Genomic DNA, 14,801 nt, shown 5'->3' with positions numbered 1-14,801 from the left:
GATTTCTTCCCCTCTCCTGCCAGGAGAGGGGGAAAGTCACTCCGTGACTTGGGGTGAGGTCAATATACCTCCACCTCAGCCAGCACCGGGCAAGCCTTGCTCTCCGCAATATTCACCCGAATAGCCTCAGTCTCTACAGGCGCATCCAGCTTCAATATCCTCTTGTAGCCGATAGTGGTACCCATGGCAACTTGTTTCCAGGCACCATCCACTTTGGCTTCCACAGTAAATGCTTTTACTCTTTGTCCCAGCTTGATGAATTCTTTCAAAGTCACATAACTAACGGTCGTCGATGCAGGCAAAGCGATCTCCACACTGCCTGTAGTCACTTCATCATCTGTTGCCCAGTAGGTGTCGGTTCTTCCGTCGGTCAGGTTGGCAGCACCATAAGCCTCTGCTTCTCCTCTCACCGTTGACGCTGTTGCTTTTGCATTCAATGCCAGATTGGTGCTAAAGGCCTCGTCGAGGAGTTTCTTCCAGCCTTGCAGGGCAGCCACATCATTTTCATGAACCAGTCCCCGGCGATCAGGTGGGATATTGAGCAATAAATTGGAGCCTCTACCCACCGACGTCATGTATATCTCAAACAACCTTTCAGGTGTTTTCACCAGACTGTCCTCTTTGGCATGGTAAAACCAGCCTGGCCGGATGCTAACGTCTACTTCGGCTGGAATCCATTGTTGCCCTTCAGCGTGGCCCGTATTCAACAAGTCGGTAATGCCAGCTTGCCCAGCGTATAAAGTATCGTTGCTGATGGTGTTCCAGTTGGTTTCTCCTGCGAGCCCTCTTTCGTTCCCCACCCACCGGATGCTCGGCCCCGCATCGCTAAAGAACAGGACTTTAGGTTCCATCTTTCTAACCATTTCAATCGTAGTTGGCCAGTCGTAGTAGGTCTTTCCATCAATCCGGCGCTTTTCGTTGGCTCCACCGTAGTATCCATCGCCGCCATTGGCTCCATCAAACCACATTTCGAAGATGGGCCCGTAGTTGGTGAAGATTTCTTGCAGTTGATTCCTGTAGTAAGTAACATACTCTGGTCGTCCATATTCAGCATGATTTCTGTCCCACGGAGAGAGATAGATGCCAAATAGCAGCCCTTCCTTTCTGCATGCTTCTGAAAGTTCTTTCACTAAATCCCCATTACCATTTTTATAAGGACTATTTTTGATGGAATGTTCAGTATAGATACTGGGCCAAAGACAAAAGCCGTCATGATGCTTGGCAGTTAAAATAACTGCCTTTAGCCCCGCATCTTTGATTACTTTTACCCATTGGCTAACATCCAGCCCTGTTGGGTTAAATATGCTTTCCGGCTCATCGCCGAATCCCCATTCCTTGTCAGTAAAAGTATTCGTTGTAAAGTGAATAAAGGCATATTGCTCCAGTTCATGCCACTTGAGTTGCTCTTCACTGGGCACAGGGAAAACAGGCATCGGCGGCACAACTGGTTTGGTTTCGCAGGCAGCCAAAATGATGACGAAGAAGACTGAGATTTTGAGAAAGGAGGATCGGGTCATAAGTCAAATTGTTGAATGTCGAAATATAAGGACTTATACACTAACAGCAGACGGGTTTTCGGCAATTCTGTGCAGCCAATGTTTGAACCAGCGGGACGATAGTATTGGAATCAATACCCTCTTGGCGCAACAATTTGCTGCCGCAGTCGTTAATAATTGTATTAATACACTAAAAATTATAACTTTTTGTAGTTTTCACAATTACCTAAGATTGTGTAGTGCAACAAGTTCAACCATCAATTAAACCAGCAAATCATGAATTCTACCAAATTAGTTTTTGGATTAATTATCATTCTTTTCGCCAGCTGCAAAAGCAACAGCTACTATGGCGCCATTACTTACAACGAGGACAAGTTTACAGGTACCAAAGAAGAAATGGCCAACTACCTGGTTGAAGTGCAGAACAAAACCCAGTTTATAAAAAATGCCTCAGTATTCGCCGGAAAGGATTCCAAGTTGAGAACCACTTATCTGGCAGCCAACGACGTGGCCTCCCTTATGGGCGATGTGCTGTTCGACCTAAGTATTGTGTCGACCAAGTCGGGGATGAAACTACCCAGGGCCCTGGACAGTGATGCCGATCGTGACTATCAGTTTATCGAAAAGCAGGCAGGAACGGACAAATTTGATCTCTATTACATCAATGAATCGCTCAGGTACCTGACCGACCTTGAGAAAATGATGAAAGCCTATGCTTCTGGCGGAAAAGAGGAGCAGGGCAGGTCGTTCAGCAGCAAGCATTTGACTGAGGTGAACACCTCCATTACAAAGCTTGAAAAGGCCCGTGACGAAGTCAACGCCAATGCACCAGCCACAAGCAAATAACCTTTAAGGTTTCTTCGAAAAATATTCTTTTCTCAGAAGGCGTTTATGTGAAATCATGGCAAACATTTTGTGTATGATGATTTCATTAAACCTCTTAATAGAAAATGAAAATCAATTGGTATGACTTGTTGTTATGCCGTAACTTTTGAGCAAAATTAAACAACTGACAAATCATGTTACAACACGTAAACAGGTGGATGAAAACAGGTACCCTAAATGGCCTACTTGTGTTATTAATTGTATTGGGAGCCTCTTCCTGCAAAAGCAAGAAGAAAATGAGGGAAGTATCCAATAAAGAGCCTATGGAAAAGGTGGAAAAGGATATTTCTTATGACAATGCGAACAAAGAAATGGAAAACGATGCCAACAAGGCAAAGACTGCCCCTCCGGCTACGCTGTCATCTAAATTGTCTGGATACTTCGCCGCTATTTCTTCTGCGCCAACGGTCACTTCAGCCAATAGCAGCATCAACGAAGCGCTGATGCTGTTTGCATCTCCCGGCGTCCCTGTTTTTATTGTCATTTATGAGTCGCCTTCAGGAGAGGTCGATTATGATGAGCCTACCACAGCGGAGAAGTACCTCAACTATTTGAAAGACCAAAAGAAGAACCTGAACAATATCCGGGACATGAAAACCAATGCCTCAGGAAAGATTACAGAACTTGAGTTGATAAAAAGGTAGAGGTACGATAACCATCCAAAAAAGAAATAACCATGCATAAGATATTCAAATATACGTTCTCAGTAATGCTTGTTGCGATGATGGGCACAGCCATGGCCCAAACCGCCGACATCAGCCCCCGCAGAAAGCAGGCGATTGATTCACTGGCACTTGAAAAGGTGAAAGACCTGAGCAAGTACATCAGCATTATTGGTGACAAAAAAACAGCCTATTCAGAGGCCGTAAGGGTAATGGACAGGGCTGAAGAGCTATTTGCTCCTGACAGCGAAATGGGCGTGTCTTCGCTTAGCTCCACCGACATCAATTACTACAAAGTTAGAAAGTACTTCGAACGCTTGATGGCACTCAACTACGACAAGGTGTCCATTAAATGGTACGATATTCACTATATCAGTGACCTGGAGCGACAGCCTGACGGTCGATATGTGGGTGTAATCACGATCTACCAGCGCTTTGAGGGTACTTCGGACGATGGGATGACCTACAAGGATACCACCAAAAAGGACATCACCATTTACGTAGAAAGAAAGAAAACCCAAATATCCGGTCGCACCATTGAGTTTTGGGATGTGATGCTTGGCGATATCCGGGTAACCGAAACTTCTGCATGATAAGGATGAAGCGGCTGTTTTATGCGCTTCTTCTTTCGTTCTCCATTTTGTCGGCCGGGCAGGTCAGCGCTCAGGTGATTGACGAAATGGGGGACGAAAGTAAGCTGTATGCCTCTACGAAGCTGGTGAATCAGTTTTTCCGCCGCTTTAATGGCGAGGAAGACGAGAAAGGGGAGCGGTACTACGAAGGCAACAAAAACTTCCATGACCCGGCCATCCGAAGGAGGTACATTGGGATTCTTTTCGATAACCAGAACACCATGATTCCTGCCTCTCTGAAAAAGGAGTTTGCGCAGGAAATGACAGACAAAGCGGGCCAGAAGTTTCTCGATTTTCACTCAGGCAATTGGATGGCTGAGGTGAATGCCCTCTTTACCTATCAGGGGAAAGAACAGCCGGTCACGCTGTTTATGAAGCTCCAACCTCAGCGCCTGGGTTACGAATGGGTTATAGAAGAAGTTTACTTTGAGCCCTTCAAAAAGTACTTTAACAAAGATACCACGGCCTCCAAGAAGTTTCTACACCCAATGAGCCATGAGCTGGATTTCATGAACCTGCGCAAGGCTTTCCAGGAAAGTGAAAATCCAGAGTCGTATACACCAGATGAATTTGCACCGAGCTATCTCACGCTTTTTCTTTACGAGATGAAAAGAGGAAATTTGAAGTTCAAAACAGTCAGAGAGGTGAAGTTTCATTTCTTTCAGCTCAACAACTGGTATTTTGAGGTGTCTCAATTCAATCGGTCAGGTTACAACTCAGGCTGGCTGATTTCTAATATTGTAAAAACCTCCGAGGAGAATAAAAAAGCGATCAAGAACTATTTGTATGGGAAGAACTAGCCTTCGGTATGCCATTGCATTTTTATTAGCTGGGGCTTTCTCTATTACCGGAGTTTTTTCTCAAGCAGTCAACCTTAACGAAGACGACCTCAAAATCTACGAGCAAAAGAGCAAGGACCTGGTGTCTTTTCTACAGTTTATGCTCAACACTGTCGGCGATCAGAAAACTTCCGCCAGAGACAAGGAGGTAATTATTTCTGAAAGTTACCTGAAGGTATTCAGAGACGGAAAAGTACAAATTGAAGATGATCTGCTCACAGACAGGCAGGTAGTCATCAACAAAGACGTGCAGGCCTACTTCAAGGATGTTGATTTTTTTTTCAAGCACGTTTCCCTTGAATTTGAAATACTGAAAGTAGAGCCGCTCAAAAGAGACAACGGTCAATGGTATTTCAAGGTAGAAACTAATCGATTAATAAAGGGCGCAGGGATAGAAGGCGATGCGGTTTCCAACACCCGAAAGAGGTTTATTGAGATCAATCTGGACGCTGAGAAAGATGACTTGAAAATAGCCAGTATCTACACCACGAAGATAAGCCGTGAAAAGGCGCTGAGAGCCTGGTGGAACACGCTTTCATTTGAGTGGATGGCGCTGTTGCAGCAAACAGCAGGCATCATACCTGCCGACAGCGTCAGCAATGCCCAGTTGGAGACGATTGCAAGAATTGACAGTATCGATATTTCAGACAACCGATACCTGGCAGATATCAACCCACTGGAAATGCTGCCTGACCTGGTGTACCTGAAAATGAGCAACACCCGGATCACAGACCTTAGTCCTGTGAGGAGCTTGTCGAATCTTCAGCACCTTGACATTTCGAACACGAAGGTGGTGGACATCACCTTTTTGAAGTACTCAGAAAAACTAAACATGCTGGATGCTTCTCTAACGCCAGTATATGACTTAAGTGAACTGGCCGGTCTGTCGGAGCTGCGTGTTTTGCTGCTGAAAGGGATTCCAGCATCTGACTTTAGCGCCATTGGCTTACTGACTGAACTTCGTTGGCTCGATGTTTCCCAAACAAGCCTCTCTACCACAGCGTCACTCATCAAACTCAGCAAGCTGGAGGAACTGAATATTTCGTCCACTGCCATTACCTCTTTGGAAGGATTGGAAAACCTCAGCAAGCTTAATGTGCTTCAAGCCAACAGCACTTTTGTCTCAGACCTCTCGCCACTTTCCGGGTTGAGTGGACTAAAAGACCTGATGGTCAACGACTGCCCGGTTTCGTCATTGGACGCCCTGCTGGGAATAGCCTCTCTGGAAAAAGTCTATTGCGACAATACCTCTGTCTCAGACAAGCAGGCCGACGATTTCATGAGTAAAAAGAAAAGGACGCTGGTGGTGATGAACAGCCGCCAGTTGGATGCCTGGTGGACAGGGCTAACCGGCGAGTGGCGCCTGGCATTGATGTCGCTCATGCAGGTACCAAAGGGACAAAAACCTACCAAGGAGCAGCTGGTAAAGCTGGTCAATATGGATTCACTCGTCCTTGTGAACAAGATGCTTTCTAATCTGTTGCCACTGGAACGATTCAAAAAGCTTAATTACTTAGACATCAGCAAGAACCCGATTGATGAGCTTATTTCATTGTCGAGGCTGGGGGATATCAAAGTGCTGAAGGCCAATGATACGCCGATAGAAAATATTGCTGGGTTAAAAGGCATAGTCACACTTGAAAGGATTGAGCTGACTAACACAAAGGTGTACGACCTAGAAGTACTACAGGGTTTGCCACGTCTTCAATACCTAAATCTGGACGACACCTTTGTTTCCAGGGGTTCGGTGGTCAACTTCATACGTACACACCCTGATGCGGTGGTGATTTTTCAAACAAAAGAAGTAATGGCCTGGTGGGAGGCCTTGTCAGCAGATTGGCAAACGGTGTTCCGCCAAAATCAAAAGTTGAGCCCAGGCCCGACAAGCGTAGAGTTGCACCGATTGATTGCGCAAACCAGTATTGACGCCGCAGGTTCGTCTGTTAAATCGCTTGCGCCTTTGTATGCCTTTCTGGATATTAAGACACTCAACCTAAGCGGTATTGGCCTTTCATCGCTCACAGAGCTATCACGACTCGACAACCTTGAAGTCCTCAATATCTCCAAGAACCCAGTCTCAAATCTTCTGCCCATCCAGGGCCTCATTCATCTGACAAAACTGGACGTGAGTAATACCGCTGTTGCCGACCTGCGGGAAATTGAATATTTCAGGGAGCTGGAGTCGCTCAACTGCGCTGGCACCCAACTCAAGAACCTTAAGGGCATTGAAAGGTTTGGCAGACTGAAAGAAATTGATTTTTCTAATACGAAAGTGGGGAGGTTAGACCGTTTAGTAGACATAAAGGGTTTGCAATCGCTTACCTGCTTTAATACGAAGGTGTCGGCAAGGGAAATTGAGGACTTCAAGTCTCAGCAGCCTGATTGTAAGGTAACCTTTTATTGAATCAACTTCGGAACTGGCTTCCGTTGTTAACCTATTTTATTTAGCTATGGGATCTAATCGAACGAGGAAGCTGGTTTACGGCTTGCTCACTTTGTCATTTATACTGTTTGCATCTCCATTCTTTGTCTGGTGGGGAGTGAAGGCGGGATTGTTCGGAGCTATTCCGGATGCCGTCGAAATTCAAAGCATAAGAAACAACCAGGCGTCTGAAATCTATTTCTCCAACGGCGACCTTCTCGGTAAATACTACTTGTACGACAGAACCTCGGTGGATTACGACTACCTTCCAACTCACGTTGTCAATGCGCTGATTGCTACCGAGGACGCCCGCTTTTTCGAGCATCATGGCATCGACTACAAGAGTCTTTTGCGGGTGTTTTTCAAAACGATCGTTTTGCAGGACAACAGCGCAGGTGGCGGCAGTACTATTACCCAACAGCTAGCCAAAAACCTCTTCCCACGGCAGGATTTCGGACTTCTGAGCATTCCGGTTAACAAATTCAGAGAAATGGCTATCGCTGAAAAGCTGGAAGAAGTCTACAGCAAGAATGAGATCATAGCGCTATACCTCAACACCGTTCCCTTTGGTGATCATGTATTTGGTGTGGAAAGTGCTTCGAGGCGGTTCTACAATGCGTCGGTGAATGACTTAACGATAGACCAGGCCGCTGTGCTGGTTGGCATGTTGAAAGGCAACTACGCTTACAATCCAAGGGTGTTTCCAGAGAGATCACTGAACAGAAGGAATGTAGTCTTATCGCAGATGAATAAATACGGTTACCTGACCGAACTGGAGCTTCATGCCTACCAGGATTTGCCGATACAGCTGGACTATACCAAAATGACCCTGCATGAAGGCCCTGCGCCGTATTTCAGAGAGCAGATACGGATGCAATTGCTGGAATGGTGCAAAAGTAATTTCAAAGCCGATGGGTCACCCTACAATTTGTATACCGATGGACTGAAAATATACACCACGCTGGATGCCGGCATGCAGCAAGCGGCAGAGCTTGCTATGCAGAAGCATATGGCAGCGCTGCAAACCGCCTTCGAAAAGGAGTGGGGAAACAACGCTCCATGGCTAGAGAACAAGTCGCTGATAGAGCATGCAGTTAAGCAAACGCCCATTTATCTTTCTCTCCTGAAAAAAGGACTGACAGAAAAGGAGATATCCGACTCGTTGCATAAGGAAAGAACGATGGAGCTTTTTGAATGGGCTGGAAATAAAGAGGTAAAGGCAAGTGTGTACGACAGTGTGCAGCATTACCTCAAATTTTTACAGGCCGGTTTCGTGGCGATGGATCCGAAAACCGGGGCTGTGAGGGCCTGGGTTGGTGGTATTAACCATCAATACTTTGAATATGACCACGTAAACGTCAACACGAAAAGACAAGTGGGGTCTACATTCAAGCCCTTTGTTTTTGCCAGCGCCCTCGAGAATGGAGTGAAGCCATGCGACTACTTTTCTTCGAAGCAAATTACTTACGAAAACATGGAGAACTGGGCGCCCGAAAATGCCGAAGCGGAGACCCATAACTTCTATACTATGAAAGGGGCTTTGACGCACTCCGTCAATACCGTGTCGGTGAAAGTGTTGGAAGAAACAGGAATTGCGTCAGCAGTAAAGTTGGCCAGAAACCTTAATATCTCGAGCGCATTGCCGGAAGTGCCCTCACTGGCGCTAGGCACAGCAGACATTTCGACAATAGAGCTGGCAGGGGCTTACGCTGCTTTCCTCAATCATGGGATATCCGTCGCACCTCAAATGTTGTTAAGAGTGGAGGATGGCGAAGGGAAGGTATTGGAAGAGTTTGTTGCCGACGAGCAGCAAGCGGCCATGAGCGAAAACACAAGCAAGATCATGCTGGACATGATGCAGGCAGTGGTAAAAGACGGAACTGGAAAACGACTTCACTCCAGGTACAACCTCTCCAATACGATAGCAGGCAAAACCGGTACTACTCAGTCGAACCGTGACGGGTGGTTTGTGGGAATGCTCCCAAATTTGGTGACAGTCACTTGGGTTGGTGCAAATAATCCTAAAATTTATTTTAAAAGTACTATATTAGGGCAGGGAGCTTCATCAGCTTTGCCTATATTTGCATTCTTCCTGGAAAAACTCAATAAAGACAGTCATTATAATGGCATTACCCGAGAGAGATTCGCTGCTCCTTCGGATGACTTATTGCATTTAGTTGATTGTGATCCGTTTAAAGAAAAGGAAGGATTCATTAAGGGACTGCTTACGAGAAAAGAACAGGAAGTAAGGGACTTTGGTGAGGAGAAAAAGAAGGGCTTTTTATCAAAAATAAAGAGCATTTTTAAAAAGAAGGAAAATTAGTAACCAGTGTTTATTTTAAATGATTAGCTATGAAAGGAATGATTTTACCGGAGATCAGAAGGGGTGGGGTGCTTATCCTTTTGATCGGGCTTAATGCCGGGATGGCATTTGGCAAACAAAGTGATGAAAATGGTACGCTGCAGGCCAAGTACAAAAAAATGGTGGAAGATGCGGAGACTTACGAAAAATACAAAGTGATCGCCACCCAACAGCTCAACAGCTTTTGGGGAGAAGTGGAAGATAGTTTGGTAAGCTATCGCAAAGAAATAGCGGATGTTAAAACTGCCATAGCTAATATCAACTCAACACTGGAAGCCGCTAACGATAGTCTGGCCGTAGTCAATGAGCAACTTCAGGCCAGCGAAGAAGTTAATAGCGAGATTAGTTTTCTCGGGATGTCACTCAATAAGTCCTTCTACAATGTGGTGGTTTGGGGAATTGTAGGGGGGCTGCTGGTTTTGCTGGGCATCATGTATGTTTCATTCAAGAACAGCCATTCCATTACTAACCGAGCCAAGAGAGACCTGGCCCAGGTATCTGATGAACTTGAGGAGCTTCGTCAACGATCCAATGAAAAGCAGGTAAAACTGAAACGTGAATTACAAACAGCTGTGAATCAATTGGACGAAGTTCGAAGAAAGACTCCGGCTGGCAGATAGCCCTTTACTTTGTTGTATGTGGGTGAGACTACCCTGGTTAATCCACCCACTTAGTTAGTTTCTAGTACCGAAGAACCCTTTTTCGTTGTTCAAACGCACTACAGGCATTCTTCGGTCTGTCTACCCGTAACAAACCCTAATTTTACTTAGCAAAATACAATAAATTATATAATTTATCGTATTTTAAGTGTTGTGCTCGAAACGAGTGAGTCGATAAGTTTTTTACCATAAACCAATTAGCTATGAAAAATTACAAGTTGATTCTGTTTGTAGCCGTGCCGCTGATTTTAGCTGGCTGCAACAAGGAAAAGGTGGAGAATTTGACAACTGAAAATGTAACGCTCAAGGGTGAGAATGACAGGCTGGAGGAAACGCTCAATAGCTACCTCGTAACGTTCAATGAGATTGAAAGTAACCTGGCGGAGATAAAGGAGCGTGAAGAGAAAATAGGGCTTGCCACGTCGAACGAGGTGGAAAATTCGTCCTCAGCCGAGAAGGCAATTGTAGCAGACATAAAAGCAATTAACGCACTTCTGGCAGATAACAAGGCCCGAATTGCTGAGTTGCAGAAAAGCCTGCAGGGCTCGTCTGTTAAGATGAAAGAATTCAACAAGTTGGTAAACAATCTTCAGGCCCGGGTAGAAGAAAAGGATGAGGAAGTGAACGAGTTGAAAGTTACGCTGGCAGCATTGAATACTTCCAATAAAGAGCTCTTAGACAATGTGGCAGTACTTTCGATGAAAGTGGACACCCTTAATGGGGTTAAACTGGAAAATGAGACCACAATAAACGAACAAAGTGACTTGCTGGCCACGCAGCAGGAGCAGTTGAACACCGGCTATGTAGCAACAGGCACCTATAAGAAACTGAAGGAGGAGCAAGTCGTTACAAAAGAGGGGGGAGTATTAGGATTGGGCAAAGTTGAAAAACTGAACGCTGATTTTAACAATGCTTCATTTGAACGCATCGACATCACAGCAACAAACGAAATACTACTTGCCGGTAAAAAAGTTGACATCGTGACAAACCACCCTGGTGACTCTTACAATGTGAGAGAAGACGAGAGCGGCGACTTCTCTACCCTGGTAATAACCAACCCTGAAGAGTTTTGGAAATCTTCAAAGTACCTGGTGGCAGTGGTTAATTAGCCCAGTCATCAGTTTTGTTCATCTAAGAGGGATCTTTCGCCGGATCCCTCTGCTTTTTTCACACCTTGATGTAAATATTTCTTTTCTCAAGCCATTTGCCGGCTGCCCAGCAAATCATCATAAATACAATAGCGAAGGCCAGCGAGTTGATATAGGGAGGCAGCCAACTGAAAAGACTCTCATAAACCACACGGAAAAGACTTCTGTCTCCTATTTTGACAACATACATAGTGATGGCCAGGTATTCGGAAAGCAAATAGATGAAAAGAGGGTTCTTTCCGAAGGTCTGGAAAAAGCTGAATTTGTATGGCTTAGCAGAAAACTCGGTCAGGTAGATGATAATTCCAATGATGATGAAGTCCAATCCAATAGTAAGAACCACAAAAGAGCTTGTCCAAAGCTTCTTGTTGAAAGGGAAAATGAAGTTCCACAAATAGGCGACCAACAATATGTAGGCACCATATAGCATGACCTTGGCCAGTTTTTCGTAGTTGACACCCTCCTTGAGATAAAGCCCCAGGAGGTAGCCACCAATTACGTTGACAATGGAAGGCAGCGTACTAAGTATCCCTTCCGGCTCAAAAGCGACACCTTCTCCGTGGTACATATGCCCTTCGCCTAAAATCAGGAGATCCAGTGTTTGCCCGGCATTGCCCAGCATGGTGAGGTCGCCAAACCACGACATAATTGCCCAGTAGCCGAGCAACAGCCCTCCGGATACCCAGTACAGCGTTTTGGTGGAAAAGAAATGGATCATCAACGCACCGGCGAAGTAGCAAATGGCAATCCGTTGCAGCACACCAAGTATTCTTGTGTCTGAAAACGGTATAAACGACCATGCACCGGACGCATCCTGCCTGAAGAAAGGAAACCAGTACATGATAAAGCCCAGAAGGAAGATGACGGCGGATCGCTTCAAAAGCTTCAGAAAAACCTCTTTAAACTCCCAGTCCTTCCATTTGGGCATCACAAAAGCCAGGGCATTGCCCACTGCAAAAAGAAACGACGGGAAGACAAGATCGGTCGGGGTGAAACCGTGCCAGTCGGCATGAAGTAGCAGGGAAAAAGTGGAGGCCCCATCGCCAGGTGTGTTTACAATGATCATCAGACAGATCGTCATCCCACGAAAAATATCCAATGCTTCAAATCTTTTCATTTGAGGTAGGGTTAGGTATGTAGCAGTACGTGTTCAATCGCTACCAGTATTGTTTGTTGGCGGCAACAGTGTAATATCTCACTTAATAAGTGGAAGTCAAAACATAAAATCAACCTTTGTGATAACCGGAATATTGGGAACGAAGCAAATTTGGGATAGACTGGTTTGCACGCTTCCTTTCAATTGTAAAAACCAATGATTCCTCAGGTTGAAATAACCGGCTCTAACTAACCAAGGATTTATCATCTATGCCGTGTAGCCTAAGTTTCATGTCCGTTAAAGGACTTTCTTTGGCCCAATGCTGGCAATTGTAACCGCTTATAATTAACTTTTAACTTATTGGTGATGAAATGGTTAACAAAGTATACTAAATTCCAACGCTATGAAAAAACTACTTACAGTCTTCTTTTCGATGCTCTTCTTTATCGCCTCGGCGGAAGAGAAATCCCTGAAAGCCAATTTCAAAGACGGCAATCCAAACATCAAGTCAATCAATGCGATGACATTTGGGCCGGAAGGCATCCTATTTATCGGGGATTCTAAATCGGCTTCTATTGTTGCTCTCGACACAAAAGATGCAAAGGCCACGGAAGCTCCGGCCAAAATAGAAATGAAAAATGTGGACGTGGCTATTGCGGCTGCGCTCGGGACTACTGCCGATAAGATTTCCATCCAGGACATGGTAGTGAATCCACTATCGAATGTTCCCTATTTCGCTGTTCACAACCAGGATGGAACGCCAGTGCTTTTGAAACTCATTGGCGATAAAATTGAGTGGGTTCCTCTCGATAAAGTTTCCTATTCTTCGAGAGGAATTGAAAACGCCTACGCTGAAGACTACAAGGACGACAGAGGCAGGGCTCAGCGGGTGTGGACAGTATCCGACATTGAGTTCAAGAATGGAAAAGTGATGGTGACGGGCTTGAGCAATGCCGAGTTCAGCTCCACTTTTCGAAGCATGGCGTTTCCTTTCGGGAAAAGCCACGACGATGCATCACTGGAAATATACCACGCTGCACACGGCCGCTTTGAGACTTACGCACCAGTTAAAACCTTTACGACAGGCACGATTAACGGCAAAGACTATCTGGTTGCTAGCTACACATGTACGCCGCTGGTGCTTTTTCCGATGGATGAACTGAAAGGTGGCAAACACATCAAAGGCCGCACTGTAGCCGAATTTGGTGCCGGCAATACGCCTCTCGATATGGTAGTGATTGATAGAGGCGGTGAAAGCTTTCTTTTGATGGCCAATAGTAATCGTTCGGTAATGAAAGTGAGATTTTCTGACATTGCCGGATTCGAAGGTAGCCTGACAGAGCCGATAGAGGAGCCTGGCAAAACCGGTGGTGTGAATTTCATAGCTCTTCCTATGGTAAATGTTGTGCAGCTGGATAAATTAGGAGACAAGAACTTTGTGATGCTGAAAAGAGAAGCCAATGGCGATCTCAACCTTATCACTGGCAATGATTTCTGGTTGTAAATTCACCCATACTTGAAGAAATATTACTTAACACCCCTGCTGGTTTTAAGTTGCTTTGTGGCTACTGCTCAACTTTCTCCTGAGTTCATTTTGGAGGAGGGAAAGGCAGTAGCCATTCAGTTTCCTTACACTGGCGACCTAAAAAGACTTTCAGTTGGACTCCAGAATAACCCCAAACCCATTTTTGGACATTTTCTTACCGAAGGAGACAAGACTATTTTCAGAGCGGCCATTCCCTTTGCTGAAGGGCAGGAGTATGTGATCCGGGAAGGGGAGAAGTTGCTTGCCAATTTTCGTTTTGAGGGTAGTAACGAGCCGCCCCCCATGGTACTGGCCGTTTATCCAAGCTCAAATATTGTTCCCGCCAATCAGCTAAAGATGTATGTCAAATTTGATCAGCCTATGAGGGCAGACGGCGTCTATGAGCACATTTACGTGGCAGACGAAAATGGACGGAGGTTGCCTGGTGCGATATTGCCGTTACAACCAGCCTTGTGGAACGCTGATAATACCATCCTGACTCTTTGGTTTGATCCGGGGAAAATCAAACGGGATTTGCAACCCAATCAAATGCATGGCACTCCACTACAACCCGGCAAGCGATATTCGTTGGTAATCGAAGGAGTTTTTAGTAGCCAAAAAGGAGATCAGTTAGGTCAACGATTTAGTCGTCCTTTTTCCACCGGTGATGATGACAGGGAGAAGCCCGACCTTGAGACATGGAAGCTGGTGGCCCCATCTGCTGGCAGCAACAATGCACTTACTGTTCAATTCGGCGAGCCGATGGACTTTGGCTCATTGGATGGGAAATTTGGTATCAAGAGGGAAAGTGCCAACGGGCAAGTAATTGACGGCGTTTTTGAAATCATAGCTGGAGAAGCCGGACTGACTTTTAAGTCAGCTAAGCCCTGGTTGGCAGGTTCCTACGTGCTGGTTGTTGACCCAACCATTGAGGACCTTGCCGGCAACAACCTCCAACGCCTTTTTGATGAAGATACAACCGTTGAGAACCCAGAGCTGGCGAAGCAGGATTGGCAACTAAGATTTACCACAAGGTAAAAGCTCCTTTTCCAACCAGATCAATCAAAATTCCATA

12 protein-coding genes are annotated in these 14,801 nt (G+C 45.6%); 10 read left to right on the top strand and 2 right to left on the bottom strand.

Annotated features, from left to right (window positions below; translation table 11 throughout):
- Positions 1–59: 59 nt before the first annotated feature.
- On the bottom strand, positions 60–1,517 hold the full coding sequence (locus tag GC130_RS12395; RefSeq protein ID WP_151998634.1) for an alpha-L-fucosidase: 1,458 nt from the start codon (positions 1,515–1,517) through the stop codon (positions 60–62).
- A gap of 255 nt (positions 1,518–1,772) precedes the next feature.
- Between GC130_RS12395 and GC130_RS12390 the strand changes: the two genes are divergently transcribed.
- The 8 genes from GC130_RS12390 (at position 1,773) to GC130_RS12355 (ending at position 11,066) form a co-directional block, all read left to right on the top strand.
- On the top strand, positions 1,773–2,342 hold the full coding sequence (locus tag GC130_RS12390) for a hypothetical protein (RefSeq protein WP_151998633.1): 570 nt from the start codon (positions 1,773–1,775) through the stop codon (positions 2,340–2,342).
- 173 nt (positions 2,343–2,515) lie between these two features.
- Positions 2,516–3,025: a nucleoid-structuring protein H-NS gene (locus tag GC130_RS12385; protein ID WP_226940455.1), complete on the top strand. Its 510-nt coding sequence runs from the start codon at positions 2,516–2,518 to the stop codon at positions 3,023–3,025.
- Between the two features lie 65 nt (positions 3,026–3,090).
- Positions 3,091–3,636 (top strand): hypothetical protein, encoded by a 546-nt coding sequence (locus GC130_RS12380; RefSeq protein ID WP_151998706.1) that lies wholly within the window; start codon positions 3,091–3,093, stop codon positions 3,634–3,636.
- A 5-nt stretch (positions 3,637–3,641) separates the two neighbouring features.
- Entirely contained in the window at positions 3,642–4,475 is an 834-nt protein-coding gene (locus GC130_RS12375; protein ID WP_151998632.1) for a hypothetical protein, read from the top strand.
- Positions 4,462–6,918, top strand: a complete 2,457-nt coding sequence (locus GC130_RS12370) for a leucine-rich repeat domain-containing protein (RefSeq protein WP_151998631.1) — start codon at positions 4,462–4,464, stop codon at positions 6,916–6,918. The genes GC130_RS12375 and GC130_RS12370 overlap by 14 nt, the downstream gene beginning before the upstream one ends.
- 46 nt (positions 6,919–6,964) lie before the next feature.
- Complete coding sequence (locus GC130_RS12365; protein ID WP_151998630.1) at positions 6,965–9,259, top strand: transglycosylase domain-containing protein; 2,295 nt, start codon at positions 6,965–6,967, stop codon at positions 9,257–9,259.
- A 29-nt stretch (positions 9,260–9,288) separates the two neighbouring features.
- Positions 9,289–9,918: a hypothetical protein gene (locus GC130_RS12360; RefSeq protein WP_151998629.1), complete on the top strand. Its 630-nt coding sequence runs from the start codon at positions 9,289–9,291 to the stop codon at positions 9,916–9,918.
- 242 nt (positions 9,919–10,160) lie between these two features.
- Entirely contained in the window at positions 10,161–11,066 is a 906-nt protein-coding gene (locus GC130_RS12355; protein WP_151998628.1) for a hypothetical protein, read from the top strand.
- 58 nt (positions 11,067–11,124) lie between these two features.
- Here the strand turns inward: GC130_RS12355 and GC130_RS12350 are convergent, their stop codons facing one another.
- A complete protein-coding gene (locus tag GC130_RS12350) occupies positions 11,125–12,222 on the bottom strand; it encodes an acyltransferase family protein (protein WP_151998627.1) in 1,098 nt (365 codons plus the stop codon).
- Between the two features lie 382 nt (positions 12,223–12,604).
- Between GC130_RS12350 and GC130_RS12345 the strand changes: the two genes are divergently transcribed.
- Together GC130_RS12345 and GC130_RS12340 are read left to right on the top strand one after the other, a co-directional pair.
- Positions 12,605–13,705, top strand: coding sequence for a hypothetical protein (locus tag GC130_RS12345; RefSeq protein ID WP_151998626.1), 1,101 nt, complete (start codon positions 12,605–12,607; stop codon positions 13,703–13,705).
- A gap of 12 nt (positions 13,706–13,717) precedes the next feature.
- Complete coding sequence (locus GC130_RS12340; protein ID WP_151998625.1) at positions 13,718–14,764, top strand: Ig-like domain-containing protein; 1,047 nt, start codon at positions 13,718–13,720, stop codon at positions 14,762–14,764.
- Positions 14,765–14,801 lie beyond the last annotated feature (37 nt).

This window comes from Imperialibacter sp. EC-SDR9 (assembly GCF_902498805.1).
GTDB lineage: Bacteria > Bacteroidota > Bacteroidia > Cytophagales > Cyclobacteriaceae > Imperialibacter.
The sequence above is the reverse complement of the archived record's forward strand: the minus strand, read 5'-3'. Positions and strand labels throughout refer to the sequence as shown.